The following is a 24525-nucleotide window of genomic DNA, read 5'->3' as shown; positions in this document are numbered from 1 at the left end:
AGATAATCGGAGAATTGCAATTAAAAATTTTTGTATGAAAAATAAAAAGCTATCGTTGCTTTTGCACAAAACGGACATGTTATCTGTCAGCAAGCCACAAATCCAACTGCCGTTGATTTTCCTCAATTATCTGGTTGATCCCGGCATCACTTAGCAGTACATTCATATTTTTCACAGCTCCTTCCACATCTGCAATCATCCCGCATTCCAAAGGCGGCAGATATTCGGAAAGCACCCGCATAACGGCGGCATACTCAGAGGCAACCGGTGATACGTCAAAGGTGTAGCCAAGAAGCGGGCTGACCGTGATATTGTCTCGGAAATCTTTTAAATCCTGGTAGAAATCTTCTGTAACGGGCTGCCACTGGTAAATGTCCATAAAATCTCCAAAAACAGAGAAATAGCGGCTGTATCCAATATTATCAGCAGAAACGTTGTCTGGGTAAGTGATAATGCGGTCGCTTACCTTCTGATATTCCTGGCCTTCAATTCCATTCATCAGCAGGTTGGAAATCTCGGGATTAGAATACATCAGATTGAGAAATTCCATGGCTTTTTCTGGATTTTTGGAAGTGGAACTGATTCCCCATCCATCTTCCTGCACCTGATTGGTCCGAAGGGGCGTCTGGGAAGTGGTGGCGAACATATCTACCTGAAAACCATAATTTTTTGCCTGCAGAGCTTCCTCCACGGGATTGGAAGTGAGCCATGTCATAAAAATTTCCTCATTCTGGAAAAGTTGATTTACCAGAAGGCCGGAGGTAAGAGAATCTGCCGGAAGCCATCCGTTTTGCTGCCACCGCCTGAGAAGCTGACAGTATGCAAGATATTCCTCTGTTTCAAAAACATTTATGATATCAGTTCCGGAATCACCGAACACAGAGACTCCATTGGCATACATACTGCTCCCAACTGGAACAACTGACGGGAAAAAGGTTCCAAGCAAAATCGGGTTATCACTGCCGTCCCCCTGTGAAAGCAGGTATTTCCCGTGCTGGTGGAGCGCTTCGGCAATAGCTTCGATTTCTTCCACAGACATGGTTTCTGAGAGGTGGATGTTATATCTGTCTGCCATATCCTTGTTGTAAAGAAAACCGGAATTTCCCCCGCAGTAAAGATTTGCAGGGACGGAGTAAATGTGGTCGTCAATCATGTCTGCTTTGATCAGGTCGCCTGCTTTTTCCAGAAGCGCAGAGCCATGGCTGGTGAGAAGGTCATCGAGAGGCAGCAGGGTTCCATCCGCCACCATCTCAGAAAGGGAAACGGTACGTCCGGTATTGATAATATCAAGCTGGTCATTCTGGGCAGACATCAGGCTGATGCGTGTGGCATGGTCGGAGATGGGGATGTTTTCAATTTTTACGGTGCAGTTGATTTCCGGAAGGGTGATGGCGCTGACGGCATCCGCTACTTTCTGAAGGTCAGGCATAGGGGTATCGCCAAGGGTAAGATGCTCGATCACGATCTGGCAGGGGGCATCCTCTGCGACGACTGTTTGGGCAGAATCCCCAGCTGGAATTCCAGAGCATCCCAAAAGAAGCATGCAAAGTGTACCTCCAGCAGCTAAGGTGATTCCACAGAGAAAATGCTCTTTTTTAGCTAAGCATTCCGATGTCCGGGAAGTTTTTCTGGAAAAGGTTTTTTCAAATAAATTCTGTAAACATAATTTATGATGCTTCAATGTTGCTCCCCCTGTTGGTTATGGATTTGTGATTATTCACGAATGGAATTTTGTCAGATACATTTGGTGCACAGTGAGAATTGCGCTCTATTTCCCATACTGCTTGCGGTATTGCCCCGGGCTCATTCCCATATTGCGCTTAAATACCTTCATAAAATAAGTGTAATTATAATAGCCAAGCTGCACCGCAATATTTTCGATGGAAGAATCTGTGGACAGCAGAAGCTCCTTTGCCCGTAGAATTCGCTGTTCGGTTACATATTCCAGCACAGACATGTTGGTCTCTTTTTTGAAAAGACGCATCATGTATTGAGGATTCAGGGAAACATTCTGTGCAAGCTCCGACACGGTAAAAGACTCCGTGAGATTCTGGTGAATGTAAGGTAGCACTTTTTGGCGGATAATGTCCCGGCCGGATTCCGGCTCCTTTTCCGGTTCCTGCCGGTAGGCTTTGCTTCGGAGATTCAAAGCCTCCACCGCTTTTTTCAGGCTGGCTTCCAGGTCTTCCTCATCCACTGGCTTCAGCAGATAATCCTGGCAGCCAAGCTGCATGGCTTTGCGAAGAAAGCTGTATTCCGGGTGGCAGGTAAGCATAATGCAGATCATGGGATCCTTGCTGAAACGTGCATATTCCATGGCCCATTCCACCAGGTCAAGGCCGTTTTCCCCTGGCATTTCAATGTCGCAGATCAGAATATTGACCGCATTCTTTTTCAGGAATTCCTTTGCCTGGCGGACGGAATACACGCCATGTACCTGGGAAATGCCGCATTTTTCCCAGTGGATATCTTCCATCAGCACATCTACTGAAAATTCTTCATCATCCAGAATAAGAACCGAATAAGTATTCATAACCGACCTCCTAATTTTCACATTGATTCAGGTGAATGGTGATTTCCACAACTGCGCCGTGGGGAAGTGCATTATAGCAGCGAATCTGGGCGCGGTCCTGATAGATCAGGTTAAGCCTTTCGATGCAGTTGTAGATACCGGTGCCAAGCAGTTCATTTTTCACATGAGTTTTGTGGTACTCCTCGATGGCCTCAAGGATTTCCGGGGAAAAGCCTTCGCCCTGATCCTGCACGCTGATACGGATTACAAAAGGCTCCACCTGTACAGCCTGGATCCGGATCATAATTTTTTCCTGCTCATCCTGGCCGTATTTCAGACTGTTTCCGATGAAGCTTTCCAGGAGAAAAGGCGGGATAGGGACAATGTCAATTCCGTCTTCGCAGAGGATTTCGTAGTCCAGCTTTCTGGGAAAACGGATTTTTTGAAGCTTGAGAAAATTTTCAATATGGTCCAGCTCCTGACCAAGGTTTACATAACGGGATTCGATGTTGACCACGTAGCGGTAATACTGGGAAAGAAGACGAATGATTTTCCGGGTGGCTTCCACATCACGGTTGCTGTAGGTGTACAGGGTGTTCAGGGAATTCAGGATAAAATGAGGCTGGATCTGCTGGCTGAGATAGCGCAGCTTTGTTTCATTTTGTTCCAGCTCCTGTTGGTAAATCTGGATCTGCATATCTTTGAGCTGGTCCATCATATGGTTAAATTCTGTCTCAATTTTCTCGAATTCCAGGCTGGTGCCAGACGGATTCTGAAGCCGGTGCTCAATATTTCCAGAGGCGATTTCCTCAATTCCCTGGGTCAGTTCTTTTACAGGGGTGAGTACCCAGTGGGAAATACAGAGGACTACGCAGATTACCAGAAGCAGGGCCAGGACGGTAACTGCGGCAAAGCTGCTGGAATACCAGTGGGGGGAAAGCCCAAGTTCAGCTGTCCCAAGGATTCTGGCAATGTACACGCCTGGATGAAGCGCCTGGCAGGTGATAAAAAACTGCCCATCCTTTTCCACAGTAGCGCCAAGATATTCCCTGGGGATGACGGTTATGCCATCCTGGGTAGTGAGCACGTTTCCGGCAAAGTCTGTGAGAAGATAAGTGGGGGTATCTGCCGCTGCTGTACTTTCATTCTGACAGATATAGGAAAGGAGCGCATCATAGGAAATCCAGGAACCAAGACAGTAGCCGTCTCTTTTATAAAGCCAGTACAGATAATAGCCGTTGGCGGTGGAAACGGTGTTCCAAAGCTTGGAAGAGGCAGCAGAACCTGAGAAATTTTCCGCCTGTTTTCGAATCACGGCAGTCATTTCCAGATTTACTTTTTCATTGAGAAACAGATTTTGCTCCGGGTAGTACACGAAAATATTTTCCATGAAAGGGTAGATCTCTTTTATGGAAGAAATCTGTTCTTTTATGCTGATCAGCAGGCTCCAGTGCCTCTGGGTATCAGACTGGGGAAAGGTGACCAGCTGGTTGAAGCTGTTGTTGTTGATTGGAAGATATAAAAGGGTTTCCTCCAGAATGTCAAAAATGTGATCCATGGAGGAGACATATAAAGCAAGGTCATCTTCCGCTTTGGTGATCTGCTGCTCCTGCCAGTTCTGCCGTGTGCTGCGGCCGTTTTGGTATACCATGAAAATAACAGGAAAAACAATCAGCAGAATGACAATGGTGATCTTGCCTGTAAGGGTCTGGATAAAGTGTTTCATAGAGAAATCCTCGCAGTGCTTCTGTGTGGTTTGTGAAATTGAGAATTGCGGGAGCTGCTTTGCAGCGGAGCAATTCGTGGATATCGAGTTAGGGTCAAAAGCCCTTTTGCCCCTAACATCCTAATAAAAGTATAGCAAAACCATGAAATCCGTCAATAGAAAGTCATAATAGGAAAGGTTTGTGTCATTTACGGACATTATAGCCGGGGTGGTTTGCTGATAATATAAAAACAGAAGCATTCCGGGCAATGAACGCGGAATGTGCAGATATTGTCAAAATATGAAAAAGGAGAGCGAAGCAAATGAAAAAGTTAATGGTACTGGCAATGACAGGTTCCCTGCTGCTGACAGGAAACGCAGTTGCTGTACTGGCGGAAGAAACCATCAGCGAAGAGACTACGGATGAGGCTGTCAGCGAAGAAGCACCAACAGAGGCTGAAGCAAAAAATGCAGATGATGCCTCAACAGAGGCTGAATCTGACGAGACAGAGGAAAACAGTGCACAGGGTGATGCTGTATCCGATGACGAGATTTCCCCATACCGTGCCTGCGAGCACACCAACAGCTACAAGCTGGCAGAGGACAGCCATGAGGCCACAGATACGGAAGGAGGTCTTCGTCATTATGTGTGCAGCGAGTGCGGCGCAGAGTATTCTTACCAGACAGATCCCCTTGTATATGAAACAAACCCGAAAACCGGAGAGCCGGCAGACCAGTCTGGTTCCAGCAATCCGCTGCTTCCATCCTGGGAGTATGTGCCGGATGGAGAACCCCACGTATTCTGGTCCAGAGATGATGAAGAGTGGCGAGTATATCTCTACGGTTCCCACGACAAAGAGGGGAAAAGCATGTGCAGTGCCGAGCAGGTTCTGTGGTCTGCGCCTGTCTATGATTTAAGCGACTGGAGATATGAGGGCGTGATCCTGGATATTTCCGAGGGAAATACTTACGGCGGAAACATGCTGTTTGCTCCGGATGCAGAGTATGATGTGACCACAGATACTTATTATATGGTATCCAGTCAGGTATTTGAGAACTCTGTCCTTCGTTCTTCCACAAGCCCGGCAGGCCCATGGGATCCGGATCAGGCACTTCTCACCATTCCGATTAAGAACAGCTATGACCCAAGCCTTTACATTGAAGACGGAACCATTTACATGGCAGTTTCCAACATGACCTCCGGTTATGCGGATAACGAAGAAATCAGCAAAATGGTAGAAGAAGACAATTACACAACCGGCATGAAGCATGTGGCTTCTATCTACAAGCTGGACGGAAATGCAGATGACGGATATGAAATTGCAGAAACCACCTGGTGCCCAACCGATGAGCGTGGTTTCCTTCCGATTTTTGAAGGACCGTCCCTGACTGGTTATGTGGATGAGCTTGGCGCTTATGTGCTTCTCTATGTAAGCTACGAGGTTGGCGCAGACGGAGCGTTCTACAATTCTGCAATCTCTTACGTATGGACCGATGACCTGATGAACGGCACCTGGCACTATGGTTCCAACGGAATTGACAATGATGTTGTAGGCTATGACACCAGCGTTCTTGTCAGCGGCGATCACGGAAATGTAATCTCCGATACCAGCGGACGCTATGTGAAAAATCAGGAAACAGGCGAGATGGAGTTTACGGATTTTGCAACTTATATCAGTGGAAACAACCACGGCGGAATGGCAAAGGTAAACGGAAAATGGTATTTCTTCGGACATCGCCAGACAAATGCAAGCAACGCTTCCAGACAGGCAATTGTCGGTCAGATCGGCGTTGGCCCTGCAGAAGACGGCAGCCCGGTAATCACTCCAATGGAACTTACCTCCTGCGGTGCAGCTGACAGCATGGATGCATTTTCCACATGGAATGCAAATACCACAACCTATCTTCTTGAGGCAGTGGATCACCCGGCACCATCCACAGAAGGGGACAACGTGCACAGTGACTGCCTTGTAAACGGACCATATGTTGTGGCAGACCGTGACCAGGATGCCGTTCACACTACCTGTGTAACAAATCTGAAGGACGGTAATATTGTAGGCTACAAATATCTTGATTTCGGTGATGCCGGAACAGATACTCTGAAAATGCTGGTTTCCAAAACTGCAGACTGTGCAGATGGTTCTGTTGACCTTTATCTGGATGCACCGTCAGAAGACCAGGGAGGAACTCTTGCAGGAACTCTGGAGCTGACCGCTGACGCAGTAGAAAATGCCCAGAATAAAGAGGATGGCTCCAACGAAACCTCCTGGAGCTGGCTTAAGGCAGACTGCCAGCAGGAAATCTCCGGTGTCCATGCAGTATACTTCGTTTTCCACGGTGAGGAAGGCAAGATGATCTGCAGCTTTGACCAGTTTGGATTTGAGAGAAATTAAGGAATAAAGAAAGGCATTGTGAGAATTGCACATTTTCGCAGTGCCTTTTTTGTGCATAACTGTGAAGGAGTAGCAGCCCGTCCTGCAAGCTGCGCATCGGTTTTGTACTACTTGCGATAAATTTCATACACTTTGCGCTAAAAACGGGTACGGGAAAATTCAGATGCTATAATACTTGCATAAAATAAAACATGCTGTCTGCTGATTGGGAAGCTTATGTTTAAGCGCGGGCAGCAAAGCAAAAATAGTAAATGGAGGATGAAGTATGAAAACAAAGCAGGCTGTAAATCCGTATTTGCCAAGCTGGGAATACGTGCCGGATGCGGAGCCGCATATTGTGGACGGACGTGTATACATATATGGTTCTCATGATCTTTTTAACGGCTTGAATTTCTGTCTTGGAGACTATGTATGCTGGTCAGCACCGGTAGACGATCTTGGCAACTGGCGTTATGAGGGTGTTATTTTCAAAAGAGAGCAGGATCCGGCAGCGCCGAAGATCCGTCTTACAAATGGTCTGGCAGCACCGGATATGATCCAGGGATCGGACGGAAGATTTTATCTTTATTATTTCATGGGCGGCACCAAGATGATCTCTGTGGCTGTCTGTGACAAGCCGGCAGGCAAATATGAATTCTATGGTTATGTAAAATATGCAGACGGCACTCCTATTGGAAAGAAAGAGGAGCCACTGCAGTTTGACCCGGGCATTTTTATGGATGACGATGGAAAGCTGTATCTTTACACAGGCTTTGCCCTTCAAGGAAATCCCCTTCTGCTTGATGGCTCCAAGCCGACTGAGCACGGTGCAATGTGCTTCGAGCTGGACCCCGCAGATATGCTTACTGTAAAAATGGGACCGAAATACATTGGAATTGCCAGTGAGAAAGAAGCACCAGGAAGTTCTTATGAGGGGCATCCCTTCCTGGAGGCAAGCTCCATGCGTAAATTCAATGGAACCTATTACTTCATCTACAGCTCCCTGAACAGCCATGAGCTTTGCTATGCAACAAGCGATAACCCTACAGAGGGCTTTGAGTTTGGTGGTGTTCTGGTCAGCAACGGGGACATCGGCCTTCCTGGAATCACAGATGTAAAAAATGCAAGAAACTGTACCGGAAACACTCACGGAAGCCTGATCGAGATTAATGGAAGCTATTATGTTTTCTATCACAGACACAGTAACCGTAAGCAGTCTTCCCGTCAGGCTTGTGCAGAGCGCATCCGCTTCGAGAATGGCAAATTCTATCAGGCAGAGATGACCTCCTGTGGTCTGAATGACGGACCGCTTAAGGGAAAAGGAAACTATCCTTCCTACATCGCCTGCAACGTATATGGCAAAAAGGGAACCCGTTTCCTGAGCATGATCAAGCATTTCAAGTCTGGTCATCCATATCTGACACAGGAGGGAAAAGACCGTGAACAGGGCTCTGACCAGTATGTGGCAAATATGTGCGACGGAGCAGTGGCAGGTTTCAAATATTTTGACCTGCGTGAGACCTCAAAGGTTCGCATTAACATTAAGGGAAAAGCAACTGGAGTTGTTTATGTGACCACAGAGGAAGGCGGCAAGCCAGTGGCAAAGATCCAGGTGAAACCTTGCAAAGAGCAGCATGGCTTTGCGGCTGATTTAAGCGGACTTGGCGAGAAAGAGGCACTGTATTTCAGCTACAAGGGAACTGGTGCGTTTGACTTTATGTCCTTTGACCTGAAGTAAAAACGCCTTAAAAAGCAAGAAATACTTTATCTGCTAATAGCAGACAAAGTTTAAATAAAAGGGAAAAGAGTTTATCTTAAGAGTCAAATAAACCCAGGAGGCGAAACACTTGAACATTACTAATTTTGCAAAAAAAGTTGCAGAAAAGCCGGTTTTCAAAACCAGGATCAAGTCTGATGAGGTGAAAATCCCGGAAATGATCATCGGTTATTTTCTGGCTCCATTCTGTGCCATGTTTGCCAACTCCATCTTTGGTGCATATCTGAACCGTTATTATGTGGATGTACTTGGCTGGACAAAATTCGGAGCATTTGCTACACTTCTTCCAATCGTATCCGTGATCTTCGTAGTTCTCGGAAACCTGATGATTGGACAGTGGATCGACAACACCAGATCCACACAGGGAAAAGCAAGACCGTACCTGATTCTTGCAGCTCCTATGCTGATCGTGGCAATTATCCTTATGTTTATGACACCAAACAAGGGAAGCAATGCTATGCAGATGATCTGGATCGCAGTTTCCTACAATCTGTACTATGCGCTTGCATATCCGTGCTTTTACTGCGCACACAGCTCCATGGTTTCTCTTTCCACCAGAAATTCTGAGAGCCGCGGACTTCTGGCAACCCTGTCAAATGCAGCAATGGTTGCATCCGCAGGAGTTGGAGCCAGCATTCTTGTGCCGATCCTTCTGCAGAGCTTCCTGTTTGTGACAAAGGACGGCGGAATTGATGTGGATGCCAGCTATGCGCACTGGAGAATCATTTCCATCGTGCTTTGCCTAGTAAGTGCATTTGGCTGTATGCTGGAGTACTATTTTACAAGAGAGCGTATTACAGAAGAGACAGCAAACCTGAATGTAAAGGAAGAGAAGCTTCCGCTGAAGAAACAGCTGGAAGGCTGTATCCACAATAAATACTGGTGGATCATCATTCTTTACTTCCTGATCTTCCAGTTTGGTCAGCTGATCAAGAACAGCTCCATGAGTTTCTATGTAAGATGGATGTTTGATAGCGTTATCAATTCTTCCAATCCGGAGCAGACTTCCGGAGTACTGATGTCAACACTTGGTCTGGTTGGCGGAATCCCAACTGCGGTTGGTATGGTAGTGGCATGGCCCATTGCCCGTAAGCTTGGTAAAAAGAGAGCCGTTGTTTCAGGACTGTGCTTCTCCGTTGTAGGCGGACTGGTTTGCTTCTTAAATGTACACAGCTTTGGAATGGTTGCAACCAGTATGGTACTGAAGGGAATCGGAAGTATTCCGGCAGTGTATGTCACTATGGCACTTCTTTCTGATGTACTGGATCACCTGGAAGCGAAAAACGGTTTCCGAAGCGACGGATTTACTATGTCTGTTTACAGCTCCATTATGGTTGGTCTTAGCGGACTTTGCATCGGTGTACTGAACAGCCTTCTCACATTTGCAGGCTACAGCAACACTGGTATTGCATGCAACCCGCAGACACTGGAGATCATTGAAAATGTGGCAAATTACACCGGCCAGGTGGTTTACCGCCAGATGGGCGGCGTGGAGCAGGTGCTTGCGTTTGCGTTCCTGGCTGCGGATGTGATTACTTATGCCGTTGTTATTATCCTTATGAGCCGCCTGGATGTGGAGAAGCACATCGAGGAGGATCAGAAGACTATCAAGGAAAACCAGAAAAAGGCAGCCCTTAAAAAATAAAATATAATTGTTTCAGAACCTGATTCCTGTTATACTATGCTTATTAAGCAAGTATAAGTGATTCGGCTCTCTGGCGCAGTGATCACTGTACCGGAGGGCCGTTTTTTATGAAAAGTACCAGCAGTATGGAAATTCAGAGGGGGAATGGAAATACTGTGAAACGCAGGCGGACGCAGCTGGTTTTCATATTAGAGAGATATTACGGAACGGGTGAGGAACAACTATGGTAAGAATTGCGATTGTGGAAGATGACCGGCATGACCGGGAAGCTTTGAAGAAATGTCTGAGCAGATACGAAAAAGAAAATCAGGTGAAATTTTCTCTTACGGAATTTCAGGACGGAGAGGACATTGTGACTGACTATACAGCCAGCTACGATCTGATTATTCTTGACATCGAGATGGCTTTTCTCAACGGAATGAAGGCAGCGGAAAAAATACGCGAGCTGGATACCAACGTGATTATTATTTTTATCACAAATATGCCCCAGTACGCCATTCAGGGGTACAAGGTCAATGCGCTGGACTATATTCTCAAGCCCATTTCCTACTTCTCTTTTTCCGAGAGCATGGCAAGGGCGCTGTCCAAGGTGAAGGCTCCTGAGAAGGAATACATTACCATTGTCTTAAAGGGCGGCAAGAAGAAGCTGGATGTAGCACGGATCTGCTATGTAGAGGTGCAGGATCATGTGCTGATCTACCACACCCTGGACGGGGATTTTGAGACAAAGGGAACTATGCGGGATACGGACAATCAGTTCAACCCCAAGCGATATTTCCGGTGCAACCGCTGTTATCTTGTGAATCTGGAATTTGTGGAGACCTATCAGGGCAGTGACATTATGGTAAACGGCGATACCATTCAGGTAAGCCGCAGCAGGCGCAAGCCATTTCTGGATGCCCTGAATGAATATATGAATGAGGTGGGAAAATGAGCAGTACAGTAGTGAATACACCCGGTTATTATTATGCCATTTCTTACTGGCTCTCTGCTTTTGTAATGGTAATTGTAGAAGGTCGTGGAAAAAAGGACTGGTGGAAATATCTGTACAGCGTGCTCAGCTTTATCAGTATTTTCCTGGTAATGTTTTTCACGGACGGGATTAAGCAGATTTTCTTTATCCCTCTTATGCTTTGTGTGTTTGGCCTGATGCTTCTGTATATTAAAATGGCAGGGGAACTGTCCTGGCGGGAGACCGGGTTCTTCTGTGCAAAGGCGTTTATCAGCGCAGAATTTGCGGCTTCTCTTTGCTGGCAGATTATTTATTTTTATACAGGCGATTTCCCTGCTGTTGAAAGTGGAAATATGAAGCAGCTGATCTGGAGCTGTGTTCACATGGTATTGATTTATGCGGTAATTTACGCAATCATTTATTTTATTGAGCGCTATCTGAAAAAAGATATTGAGGAACTGCAGATTACCAGACGGGAGATGATCGTTGCCTGCATTGTGACCGCAATTGTATACGGCATCAGCAATCTCAGCTATGTAGATGCAAACAGTCTTTTCAGCGGCGGAACTGCTATGGATATTTTCATTATCCGTACCCTGGCAGACTTAAGCGGTATGGCGGTGCTTTATGCATATCATATCCAGGTGAAGGAGATTCAGCTAAGATTCGAGAAGGATACCCTTCGGAATATTATGAACATGCAGTACAGCAATTATAAGCTTTCCAAGGAGAGCATTGACATTGTAAATCAGAAATATCACGATCTGAAGCACCAGATCAATCTGCTGAAAAGCGGCGCGGATTCTGAGAAATCCGGGGAATATCTGGCGCAGATGGAGCGCGAGATCAAGATTTATGAGACACAGAACAAGACAGGCAATAAGGTTCTGGATACCATTCTTACAAGCAAGAGCATGCATTGCCAGAGGCATGGCATTGAGCTGAAATTCATAGGTGAAGGCCAGCTCCTGAATTTTATGGAGGATATGGATATCAGTGCACTTTTTGGAAACATGCTGGACAATGCCATTGAGAGCGTGGTGAAGATCAAAGAGCGGGAGAAGCGGCTGATTGCCCTTCACGTAATTCAGGACAGACAGTTTATCCGTATCCGTACAGAGAATTACTGCGAGGAGGACATTCAGTTTCAGGACGGACTTCCGATCACAACCAAGGCAGATAAACGTTTCCATGGTTATGGAATGAAGAGCATGAAGAAGATTGTGGAAAAATACGGCGGCTCTGTGGTTGCCGGCAAGACGGATAACTGGTTTGAACTGAAGATTTTGATTCCTATGAAACGATAAAAAAACACCCCGCAGCGATGCAGGGCATTTTTGAATTATTTTTTCTTCTTGGATTTCTTGGTCTCGGTCTGGGCTGCCTGAGCTTCCTCTGCAGATTTCTTAAAGCGGGCGAAGAAGCCTTTTTTCTTCTTGGCCGGGGCTTCCAGATTGCCGCGGATGCCTTTGACACCGACTATGTAAAGTCCGCTGACCTCTGCCTTGATCTCTTTCTTCACCGGGATCAGGTCGAATACCTTCTCATCTGCGATAAGAATGGAAATCTTCGGACCAACCTTAGCCTTAACGATGGGAAGCTTGGAACGGCGAAGAAGCTTGGGAGTCTGGTCAATGACCATCTGTGGGAGACCGGATTCCTTAAGTGGCATTCTCTTCTTATCAATAACGAGCATGGAAACGGTCTGTTTGCTTGCTTCGATCTGTGCCTGCTGTTCTTCCTGTTTCTTCTGGGTCTTCTTGCCAAAGAAATACAAACCAATCAGTAATCCGATGAGGATTACGAGAATCACCAGAAGGACAATTGTTACTGGATGCATACTTATCCTCCTACCATAAAAAGTTTCTTATTGCTTACATAAACTCTATTTTACCATTGTTTTATAGAAAAGGCAATTAAAAAATCGGCATCCTGACAAGATATGGCAGGGAAGAATTGTGGTAAAATAGGTGGTAATTCATATAAATATCATGTATAATGGAAAACAGCGGTTACAAAATGGATAGTTTTATCTGATATGGTTAAAATGTTAATGTCAGAATCGCTGTCGAATCAGTTTGTGACAGCCTGTTATGAGCAAGACAGATATGTTCCATGCTGTTTCCCATAACAGATCAACGGGGGGAGCTGACAGGACAAATAAGGAGTTATACACAATATGAAGAAAACGGATACAGAACAGCAGGAGACTTCTGTTCTGGAAGAAAAACAAGCCCCCGACAGCAATACGGAAGGGACGCTTGATAAAGAATTACAGGAATTAGACAAGGAGAGTAAGCAGGAAGAAGCGTATTATGAAGAGCGGCGGAAAGAGAGACACCAGCGTAATCTTCAGAGAAAGAAGAGGCAGATGCGGAATCGTAATCTGGCTCTTATTGTTACTGTTTTGATACTCCTTGGAGGAGCAGGATATTTCTGGGGTGATCAGATCGGACTGAAGGATGGTGTGGAGACCCTTGTAACCCGTGCGAAAGCTTTGATTCCTGAGAAGAAAGAAGATACAGAAACAGCGGAAGCTACGGCAACGCCTGTTCCGGAGAAAGAATCGGAAGAGCAGAATGAGACGGAAGATTCCAAAGAGACGACAGATCCGGCGGATTCAGCTGAATCCGAAGACTCAAAGGAAGCAGAGAATCCAGATGATTCAGAAAATGCGGATGACGAAGAAGCAGATTCTGAGGAAAATAAAACAGCAGATCCTACTGTGACACAGGCTCCGGTGAAAGCAGAGGCAGATTTCATGCCCCAGGCAGCCGCAGCAGGAGCAGGTTTTATCCACAGACAGGTTCGCCATGAGAAGAAGGTTCTGACCACTGCCAAGAATAAGGCAGCCCAGTACGATTATGACGGAGCCATCAAGCTTTTGAAAAATGACAATGCATATCAATATAATGTGCATTTTCAGAATGCAGCGAAGAAATACAAAAAAGAAAAAGACAATTGCGTAGCCTGGTCCCCGGAGCAGGTGACACATATTTTTTACCATTCTCTTATTGTAGACACCTCCAAGGCATTTGACGGGGACTACAAGCAGGATGGCTATAATCAGGTAATGACCACGCTGGATGAGTTTAACAAGATTACCCAGACCATGTATGAGGAAGGGTATGTTATGGTGAATCTCTATGACCTGGCAAGACTTGATGATGACGGCAATATGAAAGCCAAGACCGTTTATCTGCCTGAGGGCAAGACACCCTTTGTATTATCACAGGATGATGTGTGCTACTATCATTCCCAGGACGGAGACGGAATTGCCACTAAGCTTGTCGTAGATGAGGACGGCAAGGTGCGCAATGAGTATGTGCAGGATGATGGAAGCACTGTGGTGGGCGACTATGATGTTGTGCCGCTGATCGACCGCTTTGTGGAAGCGCATCCGGATTTTGCATATCACGGACATAAGGGAATTGTGGCACTGACCGGATATAACGGTATTCTGGGCTATCGCACGGATATCAGCTACCAGACAAGACCGGATGATCTGAATGATGACAAGCTTGCATGGCTGAATGCGCACCCGGATTTTGACCTGGAAACAGAGCGGGCAGGAGCCAAGAAGGTTGCAGATGCCATGAAAAAAGAGGGCTGGACTTTTGCCAGCCACACATGGGGGCACAAGAATATGTCCACGGTTTCCATGGAACGTCTCCAGACCGATACTACCAATTTCAAGGAAAATGTGGATCCGCTTATTGGAGGAACAGACATTATCATCTTTGCATTTGGCGCGGACATTAATAATGGAGGCGCTTACACAGGAGATGAGAAGTTTAATTATCTGAAGTCACAGGGCTATGATTATTACTGCAATGTGGATTCCAATAAATATTTTGTACAGATCACAGACGAATATTTCCGCATGGGAAGAAGAAATGTGGACGGATACCGAATGTATTACAATCCGGATCTGCTGGCGGATCTGTTTGACGCAAGTGAAGTATTTGATTCTTCCAGACCGACTCCGGTACCGCCTATGAACGGCGGCTGATCAGAAAGCCTCTAATTCTTAAGAAAAAATGAAATGTGCTGGCAGGCTTTCTTTTTGGAAGAAAATATGTTAGTTTTAATAGAAGAGAAACTGAAGGGAGTTTATTTAGTATGAAAAGAAAAGCATATCTTGCAGCGCTGGTGATGTGCATGGCACTTGCCGTGAATGGCTGTGGAAATAATAAAAGCGAGGCAGACTCAAGTGACGCACAGGCTACTGAGCAGGAGGCAGATACCTTATCATCCAAGACGGATTCTGAGGGCAACACCCGCCTGGTTTCCGTTGACAGTGTTGAGAAGTACGTCACGATTGCAGATTATAAGGGAATCACCCTGGACAATACCGTACAGGAGGTTACAGACACAGATATAGACAATCGTGTTGCCGAGAACCTCCAGAATAAATCAGAAACAGTGAATGATGCAGATGCAGTTATTCAGAACGGCGATACCGCTACCATTAATTTTGTAGGAACTAAGGACGGCGAGGCATTTGAGGGCGGAACTGCCAATAATTACGATCTTGTGATCGGAAGCGGCACCATGATCCCGGGATTTGAGGAAGGAATCGTGGGAATGAAGAAGGGCGAGACCAAGGATGTCACCGTCACTTTCCCAGAGAGCTACAGAAATTCAGACCTGGCAGGACAGGAAGCCGTATTCCAGATTACGGTGCAGAGCTTTAAGCGTCCGCCGGAACTGACCGACGGCTGGGTAACTGCCAATACAGATTATCAGAATACTGATGAGTACAAAGAATCTGTGCGCAGTGAGCTTGAGCAGGAGAACCAGGAGCAGGCGGAGAACAGCCTTAGAAGCACTGCATGGAATACCGTATATACCAATTCTGAGGTTGTGGAATACCCGGAGGAGGATGTAAATGATGCTGTGGAGACCTTTAAAAAGCAGGCGGAGGCATATGCGAAGCAGGCAGATATGGAACTGGAAGACTTTGTAGAGTCCCAGGGAGTGTCTATGGATGATTTCGAAGCGCAGTGCCAGCAGTATGCACAGGCGAAGGTAAAACAGAATCTGATCATTCAGGGAATTATGGATGCAGAGGGCATGACTTTGGATGATGAGGAGTGCCTTGCTATTCAGGACCAGCTGGTTGAGCAGTATGCATCCGGTGATCTTGCTGCACTGATTGACACTTATGGTCAGGTTGCAGTAGATGAGACGATTGGCCTGATGCGAGTTGAAGATTTTATTATTGCAAATGCAAACTATGACCAGACTGCAGGAGAAGATGCAGAGGCAGCAGATACCGAAGAGGGACAGACCACAGATGAGGCTGGTGAAGAGCAGACAGCCGCTGGTGAAACAGAGGAAGAGAAACAGGATACTGCAAATGACGGTGCAGACAGCGAGAAAGCTGACAGTAATGCAGATGCACAGGATACCAATACAGAAGATTCATCCCAGGAGGGGGCAGAATAATCATGATCATTAAAAATGGAGAAGTATTTCAGGAAGATGGAAGTTTTCAGATACAGGATTTATATGTAGAGAATCATAAGATCGTAGCCACTGAGGCAGAGGTTACAGACAAGACTGTAATAGATGCCAAAGGACTGAAGGTGCTTCCAGGACTGGTGGATGTACACAGCCACGGTGCATTTGGCCACGACTTTTCCGATGCAGACCCGGAGGGGCTTAAGATTATTCTGAAATATGAGAAGAGCCATGGAGTGACTTCCTATTGTCCGACCTCCATGACACTTCCGGCAGAGGAACTGAAGGAAATCTTCGCAACCATAAAGACAGTAGGAGATTTCCCGGAAGGTGCTACAGTAAGAGGCATTAATATGGAGGGACCGTTCCTGGACCCGAAGAAAAAAGGTGCCCATGTAGAAGGCTATATCCGCAAACCGGACGCAGAATTTTTCCGTGAGCTGAATGCTTATTCCGGCAATATGGTGAAGCTTGTGACTCTGGCTCCGAATGTAGAAGGGGCTATGGAGTTTATTGACGAAGTACATAACGAGGTTTGTATTTCCCTTGGACATACAGGTGCAGACTATGAGACGGCATCTGAGGCAATGAGAAGAGGCGCGCATCATGTGACCCATCTTTATAATGCCATGCAGCCGCTGGCTCACAGAGCACCGGGACTGATCGGTGCAGCCTCTGATGATGAGCAGTGCATGGTGGAAATGATCTGTGACGGAATTCATATCCATCCTTCTGTAATCCGTGGAACCTTTAGAATGTTCGGACCGGAGAGAATTGTACTGATCAGTGATTCCATGATGGCCACTGGTATGGAGAATGGAACCTACCAGCTGGGCGGACAGGAAGTAACCATGAAGGACTGCAAGGCTACCCTAAAGGACGGTACCATTGCAGGCTCCGCTACTAACCTGTATGACTGCATGCGCAAGGTAGTTTCTTTCGGTGTGCCTGTGGAGGAAGCTGTTTTTTCGGCTACAAGAAACCCGGCTAAGAGCATTGGCATTTACGATGAGGTTGGTTCTCTTTCTGTGGGAAAAGAGGCTGACATTCTGCTGGTAACAGATGATCTGGAGCTGAAAAAAGTATTATAAGGGATTTTTTGCAACAACGGATAAAGAGGGAAGTATAGATGGATAGAAGTGTTATACGCGAAAGAATGCGTAAAAAGCAGCGCCAGATACGACGAAGGAAGATCATTAAGCTGATTACTTATGTGGTGGCTATGGTACTTGCCGTCATATTTGTAATACGCGGGGTGATTTTTCCTATTGTGAGCCGCATTGGAGGGAAGAGTACCGGGGAGTCCCAGCAGGTGCAGGCAGATGCGGAGCAGACCGCGGATCCTACAGCTGCACAGCGGCAGCCTCTGAAAGGGCAGAGCGATCTGACTAAGGTTTCCACCCTTACACCGGGATGGCATGAGGATGACAACGGCCGCTGGTATCAGAATGCAGACGGTACATATTATACAGGTGGTTTTGCAGAAATTGACGGTGTGACATATGCCTTTGATGACAATGGCTATATGCAGACCGGGTGGGTGACAAAGGGATCACAGGATTATTACTTTAACGACGATGGTTCCTATAATGCTTCTGAGAAGCGTCCGATGATTGCACTGACATTTGATGATGGCCCGGGAGAGTATACCTCTGAGCTTCTGGACTGCCTGGAAGAAAATAATGCACACGCAACCTTCTTCATGCTTGGCCAGAATGTTCAGAACTATCAGGATGACGTGAAGAGAATGCTGGAGCTTGGCTGCGAGATCGGCAACCATTCCTGGGATCATGCCAATATGTATGAATTGAGCCTGGACAGTGTAGTGAAGGAGTTTAATGATGCAGACCAGGCGTTGATCGATGCCTGCGGTCAGGCTTCTACTGTAGTGAGAGCTCCTTACGGAAATGCCAACGAGGACATTATGAATGCGGTGGGGAAACCGTTCTTCATGTGGTCTCTGGATTCCCTTGACTGGAAGTATAAGGATGTGGATCTTGACTACAAATCCATTATGCAGGATAACAGCAGTGTGATCAAAGACGGTACCATTATTCTGATGCATGATATTCATGAGCCTTCTGTGAAAGCTGCAGAGAGGATTATTCCGGAGCTGATTAATATGGGCTTCAAGCTTGTTACCGTAAGCGAGATGGCAGAGGCCAAGAATGTTACTCTTCAGAATGCTTCTTACAACAACTTCTGGCAGGATATCCTGGATCAGGGGCTGGTACCTGGTTATGCAGGAAATAGTACCTCTGATGCAGATACTTCTGACGGTACAGAAGATTCCAGCGATGGTTCTGAGGATGGAAGCGGCAGCGACGGCAGTGAAGACTATTCCGACGGCAGTGAAGATGGAAGCAATTCCAGCGAATAATATTTAACGAAAATAACGCTTGTACTTTAGAAGGAATTTCGAAAGTACAGGCGTATTTTTTTACAGGAAAGCTCGATTTTGGTATGATGTTTTTGGGAATAATAGACAATTTAATTGTGGCGTGGAGGAAAAGAGTATGTTATAATGTGCGTAAGGATTTTTACGAAAAGAATATGACTGTTTGTACAGAAATATTCATGAATGAAAGTTTAGGGAGGTAACTTTCTGATGGGAGAGAAATTACAGTTTACAGAACTCGATCAGTACCTGTTTGGACAGGGAACCCATTATGATATTTACAGAAAGCTTGGAGCACATCCTGTGAAGGATGGTGATGAAGAGGGCGTCTATTTTGCAGTATGGGCACCCAATGCACAGGGGGTCTCGGTAATTGGAGAATTTAATGAATGGGATGAACAGGCGAACCCCATGACGAAGGCAGGCCCGATCGGTGTATTTGAAACATTTGTTCCAGGCGCGAAGATTGGCCAGCTGTATAAGTTCTTTATTATTGGAATGAACGGGGAGCACATTTACAAAGCAGACCCTTATGCCAATGAGGCAGAATTAAGACCGGGAACTGCATCCAGAATTACAGACATCCGCGACTTTAAGTGGAAAGACGGAACCTGGATGAAGAACCGCCAGAAGTTCGATGAGACCAAGAATGCCATGTCCATTTATGAAGTGCATCCAGGCTCCTGGATGAAGCATCCGGCTACCGAAGAGGACGAGAAGGGCTTTTACAATTACAGAGAACTGGCAGTGAAGCTGGCTCAGTATGTAAAGGATATGGGCTACACACATGTGGAACTGATGGGAATTGCAGAGCATCCATTTGACGGCTCCTGGGGCTACCAGGTAACTGGATATTATGCGCCTACATCCCGCTATGGTACTCCACAGGATTTTAAATATCTGGTAGATTATCTTCACAGACAGAAGATTGGTGTTATCCTGGACTGGGTACCTGCCCATTTCCCCAAGGATGCACACGGTCTTGCTAATTTTGACGGCACAGCGGTTTATGAGCATGCAGACCCGAGACAGGGCGAGCACCCGGACTGGGGAACCAAGATATACAACTATGGCAGACCGGAAGTTAAGAACTTCCTCATTGCCAATGCCCTGTTCTGGATCGAGGAATGCCATGTAGACGGACTGCGTGTGGATGCAGTTGCGTCCATGCTGTATCTGGACTATGGCAAAAATGACGGCCAGTGGGTAGCAAATAAATATGGTGGAAACCAGAACCTGGAAGCAATCGAGTTTTTCAAGCACCTGAATACGGTTGTCCTGGGAAGAAATCATGGAACGGTCATGATCGCAGAAGAGTCTACTGCATGGCCGAAGGTTACAGGTAAGGCTGAGGATGACGGACTTGGATTTTCCCTGAAATGGAACATGGGCTGGATGAATGATTTCCTGGAATACATGAAGCTGGATCCTTATTTCCGTAAGTTTAATCATAATAAGATGACATTCTCCATGACCTACGCATACAGTGAGAAATATGTTCTGGTCATTTCCCATGATGAGGTTGTGCATCTGAAGAAATCCATGCTGGAGAAAATGCCGGGAGAGCCGGATGACAAGTTTAAGAACCTGAAGGCTGCTTATACCTTTATGTTCTGCCACCCTGGCAAGAAGCTTCTGTTCATGGGACAGGAATTCGGTCAGCTTCGTGAGTGGAGCGAGGAGAGAGAACTTGACTGGTTCCTTCTGGGAGAAGAGAAGCATCGCGACCTGAAGGATTTCGTGAAGGCTCTTCTGAAGATGTACCGCAAGTATCCGGCACTTTACGGAATGGATACAGATCCTTCCGGATTCGAGTGGATCAATGCAGATGACGGGGACAGAAGCATCTACAGCTTTGTAAGGAAGTCTCCTACAGGAAGAAATAATCTTCTGGTGATCTGCAACTTCACCCCTATGGACCGTCCGGACTACCGGGTTGGCGTTCCCAAGAAGAAACAGTACACGCAGCTTCTGGATGAGAACGGCATGACAGCGAAGAAGGTATTTAAGGCAGAGAAACAGGAATGCGACAACCGTCCGTTTTCCTTTGCATATCCCCTTCCAGCTTACGGAGTGGCGATCTTCCAGTATTAAAACATTCTGTAATCAGAGAATCCGTAATAAAAATGCCTAAAGAACCGGGCAAAATCAGGCTTTGTTTGTGACTGTTGGGGATTTTTCTCACAAGCCCAAAAATCTGTTGAAATTTGGGAAAAGTTGCGCTATAATGAGCCCGACGAAAAGAAATGGAAAAAAGTGTTACATGTTGAAAGGAGAATATTGACATGAAGGTATCTAATATTAAAGACATTGAGAAATTTTTTAGTGTAGTAGACAGCTGTGCAGGTAAAGTAGAGCTGGTAACTGGCGAAGGAGACAGACTGAACCTGAAATCTAAATTATCACAGTATGTATCTCTTGCAAACATCTTCTCCAACGGTGAGATTCCGGAGCTTGAGATTGTTGCATATGAGAAAGAAGACATTGATAAGCTTATGCACTTCATGATCAACGGCTGATCTGCATAAATCTGTGAATTTGGGATAATATATCAGGGGGGATGTGACATTGTCATGTCCCCTTTTCTGACAGGTAGGGCAAACTAGGGCCTTTTTCAAACATGCTCTAGCCCTGCCAAGAGGCAAAGAACCAGGGGGTATTTATGCTTCCTGGTCAAAACATGTTATGCGAAAATCCCGGTGCCGAATAAAGCATTCTTGGAATTTTTTGAAAAAAAATTCTGAAGATGCGAATCTGGTGCCCCGTAGAATAGAAAGGGGAAATACAAAATGGTAAAGATTGACATTATCTCCGGTTTCCTTGGAGCCGGTAAAACAACACTGATCAAGAAGCTTCTGAAAGAGGCTTTTGAAGGCGAGCAGGTAGTACTGATCGAGAATGAGTTTGGTGAGATTGGTATTGACGGCGGTTTCCTGAAGGATGCAGGTATTGAGATTCGTGAGATGAATTCCGGATGTATCTGCTGCTCTCTGGTAGGTGATTTCGGTGCTTCTCTGAAGGAAGTTGTAGAGAAATATCATCCGGACCGTATCCTGATCGAGCCATCAGGCGTAGGTAAGCTTTCCGACGTGATCAAGGCTGTACAGGGTGTTGAGGAAGATGTAGACATCCAGCTGAACAGCTACACCACAGTAGTGGATGCAAAGAAATGCAAGATGTATATGAGAAACTTCGGCGAGTTCTTTGACAACCAGGTACAGTATGCCGGCGCTATTATCATGAGCCGTACCGATATTGTAGATGAGAAGAAAGCTATGGAGTCTATGGAGCTTCTTCGTTCCATCAATGAGAAGGCTGCTATCATCACTACTCCAATTGAGAAGCTGGACGGCAAGAAGATCCTTGAGGTTATGGAGCATCCGGTTTCCCTGGCAGATGAACTTCTGAAGGAAGAGCATGAGCACCATCATCACCACGATCACGATGAGGAGTGCGGCTGCGGACATGACCATGATCACGAGCATCACCATGACCATGATGAAGAGTGCGACCACGATCATGAGCATCATCATCACGACCATGACGAGGAGTGCGGCTGCGGACATGACCACGATCACGAACATCATCACCACGACCATGATGAAGAGTGCGGCTGCGGACATGACCACGATCACGAGCATCATCACCACGACCATGATGAGGAGTGCGGCTGTGGACATGACCATGATCACGAGCATCATCACCACGATCACGATGAGGAGTGCGGCTGCGGACATCATCATGATCATCACCATCATCACGCAGACGAAGTATTCACAAGCTGGGGACGTGAGACAATCAAGAAATTCACACGAGAAGGTCTTGAGAAGATGCTTGAAAGCCTTTCCACTTCAGAGGAATATGGCGTAATTCTCCGTGCAAAGGGAATGCTTCCGGCAGAGGATGGAACCTGGATCTACTTTGATATGGTTCCGGAAGAAACTGAGATCCGTGAGGGATCACCGGAGTACACAGGACGTCTCTGCGTGATCGGTTCCAAACTGAAGGAAGACAAGCTGGCTGAACTTTTCGGCGTAGCATAATGACAGTAAAAAATACAGGGAGGTTTCTGTAACATGGATGAAATTACAGTACCGATTTATCTCATAACCGGATTCCTGGAAAGCGGCAAGACCTCTTTCCTCAGCTTTACCCTGCAGCAGGATTATTTTCGCACAGAGGGCAAAACACTTCTTATTCTCTGCGAAGAGGGTGAGGAAGAATATGATGAGGATGCCCTTGCAAAGGACAATGTTGTCATAGAGGTTATTGAGAAGGAAGAAGAGTTTACACCGGAGCGTCTCCAGGCTCTTGATATTATCCACCAGCCGGAGCGTGTGGTTATGGAATACAATGGAATGTGGCTGGTAAGCAAATTTGAGGAAATGCGCCTTCCCCAGGGCTGGGGCATTGAGCAGCACATCACCTGTGTGGATGCAAGCACATTTCAGGTTTACATGCAGAACATGAAATCCCTTTTCATGGATATGGTCCGCAATGCGGATATGGTAGTGTTCAACCGCAGCAAGATGGAATATCCTCTTTCCAATTTCCGCAGAAGCATTAAAGTGGTAAACCCAAGTGCCGAGGTTATTTTTGAGGATGAAGAAGGGGAGATGACAGATATCTTCGCAGATCAGATGCCATTTGACCTGGATGCAGATATCGTGGATATTCCGCCGGAAGATTACGGTATCTGGTTTGTGGATGCCATGGATCATCCAGATCGTTACGTTGGTAAAACACTGCGCTTCAAGGCCCGTGCAAGACGCCCGAGAGGAATGGGAAGCAAGTTCTTTATTCCAGGACGTACTGCTATGACCTGCTGTGCAGATGACACTTCTTTCCTTGGCTATATCTGCAAGAGTGCTTATGCGCCGAAGCTGAAGCCAGGCGAATGGGTAGAGGTAACTGCCAAGGTTGCGTTTGAGAACCGTTCAGAATACCAGGGCGAGGGAATCGTGCTCTATGCAGAGAATGTAACTCCATGCGAGCCGCTGGCAGATGAAATGGTTTACTTTAACTGATGAATATAAGGATTGTAGATTATGTATTTAGTTGTTGGACTGGGAAACCCCGGGAAGCAGTATGAGGCGACCCGCCACAATATGGGTTTTGATACAATTGACGTGCTTGTGGAGCGTCATAAGATTCCACAGGGCGGCGTAAAATTTAATGCCATGTATGGCTCCGGCTTTATCGGCGGCGAGAAGGTGATTTTCATGAAGCCTTTGTCTTTCATGAATCTCAGCGGCGGTCCGGTGCAGGAGATGGCAGCATATTTCAAGATTGATCCGGAGAGCGAGCTGATCATCATCCAGGATGACATTGACCTGGAGCCAGGACAGCTTCGCATCCGCAAGCAGGGCAGCGCAGGAGGCCACAATGGCCTGAAGGATATCATCGGCAGACTGTGCACACAGAAGTTTATGCGTGTGAAGGTCGGCGTAGGCGCTAAGCCAAAGGGATGGGATCTTGCTGATCATGTGCTTGGACGTTTTTCAGCAGATGACCGCAAGCTTGTGGATGAGGCCATTGAGCTTGCCGCAGATGCAGTAGAAAAAATCATCACAGATGGTCCGGATGCGGCCATGAATGAATATAATCGAAAGAGGGTTACTGAGTAGTTAGCTCAGCAATATACTTCGTGATGCATAGAAAACAGTAATGAAGGAAGTCCAGTCAGTAAGCTGGGCTT

At 46.4% G+C, this 24525-nt stretch carries 18 protein-coding genes; 14 read left to right on the top strand and 4 right to left on the bottom strand.

Annotated elements, in window-relative coordinates:
• Nucleotides 1-79: 79 nt before the first annotated feature.
• The 3 genes from DWZ38_RS00275 to DWZ38_RS00265 all read right to left on the bottom strand — a co-directional run bounded on the left by DWZ38_RS00275 (nt 80) and on the right by DWZ38_RS00265 (nt 4238).
• Nucleotides 80-1543, bottom strand: coding sequence for an ABC transporter substrate-binding protein (locus DWZ38_RS00275; protein ID WP_147342956.1), 1464 nt, complete (start codon nt 1541-1543; stop codon nt 80-82).
• A 225-nt stretch (nt 1544-1768) separates the two neighbouring features.
• Nucleotides 1769-2533, bottom strand: a complete 765-nt coding sequence (locus tag DWZ38_RS00270) for an AraC family transcriptional regulator (RefSeq protein WP_117849377.1) — start codon at nt 2531-2533, stop codon at nt 1769-1771.
• Nucleotides 2534-2543: 10 nt separating this feature from the next.
• Nucleotides 2544-4238, bottom strand: a complete 1695-nt coding sequence (locus DWZ38_RS00265) for a histidine kinase (protein WP_117849376.1) — start codon at nt 4236-4238, stop codon at nt 2544-2546.
• A gap of 302 nt (nt 4239-4540) precedes the next feature.
• On the opposite strand from DWZ38_RS00265, the gene DWZ38_RS00260 reads away from it, so the two are divergent.
• The 5 genes from DWZ38_RS00260 (at nt 4541) to DWZ38_RS00240 (ending at nt 12270) form a co-directional block, all read left to right on the top strand.
• Complete coding sequence (locus DWZ38_RS00260) at nt 4541-6610, top strand: carbohydrate-binding protein (RefSeq protein WP_117849375.1); 2070 nt, start codon at nt 4541-4543, stop codon at nt 6608-6610.
• A gap of 265 nt (nt 6611-6875) precedes the next feature.
• On the top strand, nt 6876-8327 hold the full coding sequence (locus tag DWZ38_RS00255; RefSeq protein WP_117849374.1) for a family 43 glycosylhydrolase: 1452 nt from the start codon (nt 6876-6878) through the stop codon (nt 8325-8327).
• Nucleotides 8328-8436: 109 nt separating this feature from the next.
• A complete protein-coding gene (locus DWZ38_RS00250) occupies nt 8437-10011 on the top strand; it encodes an MFS transporter (RefSeq protein ID WP_243000101.1) in 1575 nt (524 codons plus the stop codon).
• 223 nt (nt 10012-10234) lie between these two features.
• Nucleotides 10235-10945, top strand: a complete 711-nt coding sequence (locus tag DWZ38_RS00245) for a LytTR family DNA-binding domain-containing protein (RefSeq protein ID WP_117849373.1) — start codon at nt 10235-10237, stop codon at nt 10943-10945.
• Nucleotides 10942-12270: an ATP-binding protein gene (locus DWZ38_RS00240; protein ID WP_021926486.1), complete on the top strand. Its 1329-nt coding sequence runs from the start codon at nt 10942-10944 to the stop codon at nt 12268-12270. The genes DWZ38_RS00245 and DWZ38_RS00240 overlap by 4 nt, the downstream gene beginning before the upstream one ends.
• A 35-nt stretch (nt 12271-12305) precedes the next feature.
• Here the strand turns inward: DWZ38_RS00240 and DWZ38_RS00235 are convergent, their stop codons facing one another.
• The gene (locus DWZ38_RS00235; RefSeq protein ID WP_021926485.1) at nt 12306-12803 is read right to left on the bottom strand and encodes a hypothetical protein; all 498 of its coding nucleotides are present in this window, start codon (nt 12801-12803) and stop codon (nt 12306-12308) included.
• A 339-nt stretch (nt 12804-13142) separates the two neighbouring features.
• Here DWZ38_RS00235 and DWZ38_RS00230 point away from each other — a divergent pair, with 339 nt between their 5' ends.
• The 9 genes from DWZ38_RS00230 to pth all read left to right on the top strand — a co-directional run bounded on the left by DWZ38_RS00230 (nt 13143) and on the right by pth (nt 24454).
• The gene (locus DWZ38_RS00230; RefSeq protein WP_243000100.1) at nt 13143-14975 is read left to right on the top strand and encodes a polysaccharide deacetylase family protein; all 1833 of its coding nucleotides are present in this window, start codon (nt 13143-13145) and stop codon (nt 14973-14975) included.
• 110 nt (nt 14976-15085) lie between these two features.
• The gene (gene tig / locus DWZ38_RS00225; RefSeq protein WP_117849372.1) at nt 15086-16414 is read left to right on the top strand and encodes a trigger factor; all 1329 of its coding nucleotides are present in this window, start codon (nt 15086-15088) and stop codon (nt 16412-16414) included.
• Between the two features lie 2 nt (nt 16415-16416).
• A complete protein-coding gene (gene nagA, locus DWZ38_RS00220; protein WP_117849371.1) occupies nt 16417-17520 on the top strand; it encodes an N-acetylglucosamine-6-phosphate deacetylase in 1104 nt (367 codons plus the stop codon).
• Nucleotides 17521-17585: 65 nt separating this feature from the next.
• Nucleotides 17586-18809: a polysaccharide deacetylase family protein gene (locus tag DWZ38_RS00215; RefSeq protein ID WP_243000099.1), complete on the top strand. Its 1224-nt coding sequence runs from the start codon at nt 17586-17588 to the stop codon at nt 18807-18809.
• 228 nt (nt 18810-19037) lie between these two features.
• Nucleotides 19038-20921, top strand: coding sequence for a 1,4-alpha-glucan branching protein GlgB (gene glgB / locus DWZ38_RS00210; RefSeq protein ID WP_021926480.1), 1884 nt, complete (start codon nt 19038-19040; stop codon nt 20919-20921).
• 191 nt (nt 20922-21112) lie between these two features.
• Nucleotides 21113-21346 (top strand): hypothetical protein, encoded by a 234-nt coding sequence (locus DWZ38_RS00205; protein ID WP_021926479.1) that lies wholly within the window; start codon nt 21113-21115, stop codon nt 21344-21346.
• 270 nt (nt 21347-21616) lie between these two features.
• On the top strand, nt 21617-22870 hold the full coding sequence (locus tag DWZ38_RS00200) for a CobW family GTP-binding protein (RefSeq protein ID WP_117849369.1): 1254 nt from the start codon (nt 21617-21619) through the stop codon (nt 22868-22870).
• Between the two features lie 33 nt (nt 22871-22903).
• On the top strand, nt 22904-23854 hold the full coding sequence (locus DWZ38_RS00195; RefSeq protein ID WP_021926477.1) for a GTP-binding protein: 951 nt from the start codon (nt 22904-22906) through the stop codon (nt 23852-23854).
• Between the two features lie 21 nt (nt 23855-23875).
• Nucleotides 23876-24454 carry an aminoacyl-tRNA hydrolase gene (gene pth, locus DWZ38_RS00190; RefSeq protein WP_117849368.1) on the top strand — a complete coding sequence of 193 codons (579 nt, stop codon included), beginning with the start codon at nt 23876-23878 and terminating at the stop codon, nt 24452-24454.
• Nucleotides 24455-24525: the final 71 nt, after the last annotated feature.

Source organism: Ruminococcus sp. AF31-8BH, assembly GCF_003460605.1.
GTDB lineage: Bacteria > Bacillota > Clostridia > Lachnospirales > Lachnospiraceae > Blautia_A > Blautia_A acetigignens.
This window is presented reverse-complemented; position numbering and strand designations above follow the sequence as displayed.

Coding starts and splice junctions, on each gene's coding strand:
- DWZ38_RS00275 (WP_147342956.1), bottom strand. CDS start 1,543: ATGCTTCTTTTGGGATGCTCTGGAATTCCAGCTGGGGATTCTGCCCAA.
- DWZ38_RS00270 (WP_117849377.1), bottom strand. CDS start 2,533: ATGAATACTTATTCGGTTCTTATTCTGGATGATGAAGAATTTTCAGTA.
- DWZ38_RS00265 (WP_117849376.1), bottom strand. CDS start 4,238: ATGAAACACTTTATCCAGACCCTTACAGGCAAGATCACCATTGTCATT.
- DWZ38_RS00260 (WP_117849375.1), top strand. CDS start 4,541: ATGAAAAAGTTAATGGTACTGGCAATGACAGGTTCCCTGCTGCTGACA.
- DWZ38_RS00255 (WP_117849374.1), top strand. CDS start 6,876: ATGAAAACAAAGCAGGCTGTAAATCCGTATTTGCCAAGCTGGGAATAC.
- DWZ38_RS00245 (WP_117849373.1), top strand. CDS start 10,235: ATGGTAAGAATTGCGATTGTGGAAGATGACCGGCATGACCGGGAAGCT.
- DWZ38_RS00240 (WP_021926486.1), top strand. CDS start 10,942: ATGAGCAGTACAGTAGTGAATACACCCGGTTATTATTATGCCATTTCT.
- DWZ38_RS00235 (WP_021926485.1), bottom strand. CDS start 12,803: ATGCATCCAGTAACAATTGTCCTTCTGGTGATTCTCGTAATCCTCATC.
- DWZ38_RS00230 (WP_243000100.1), top strand. CDS start 13,143: ATGAAGAAAACGGATACAGAACAGCAGGAGACTTCTGTTCTGGAAGAA.
- tig (WP_117849372.1), top strand. CDS start 15,086: ATGAAAAGAAAAGCATATCTTGCAGCGCTGGTGATGTGCATGGCACTT.
- nagA (WP_117849371.1), top strand. CDS start 16,417: ATGATCATTAAAAATGGAGAAGTATTTCAGGAAGATGGAAGTTTTCAG.
- DWZ38_RS00215 (WP_243000099.1), top strand. CDS start 17,586: ATGCGTAAAAAGCAGCGCCAGATACGACGAAGGAAGATCATTAAGCTG.
- glgB (WP_021926480.1), top strand. CDS start 19,038: ATGGGAGAGAAATTACAGTTTACAGAACTCGATCAGTACCTGTTTGGA.
- DWZ38_RS00205 (WP_021926479.1), top strand. CDS start 21,113: ATGAAGGTATCTAATATTAAAGACATTGAGAAATTTTTTAGTGTAGTA.
- DWZ38_RS00200 (WP_117849369.1), top strand. CDS start 21,617: ATGGTAAAGATTGACATTATCTCCGGTTTCCTTGGAGCCGGTAAAACA.
- DWZ38_RS00195 (WP_021926477.1), top strand. CDS start 22,904: ATGGATGAAATTACAGTACCGATTTATCTCATAACCGGATTCCTGGAA.
- pth (WP_117849368.1), top strand. CDS start 23,876: ATGTATTTAGTTGTTGGACTGGGAAACCCCGGGAAGCAGTATGAGGCG.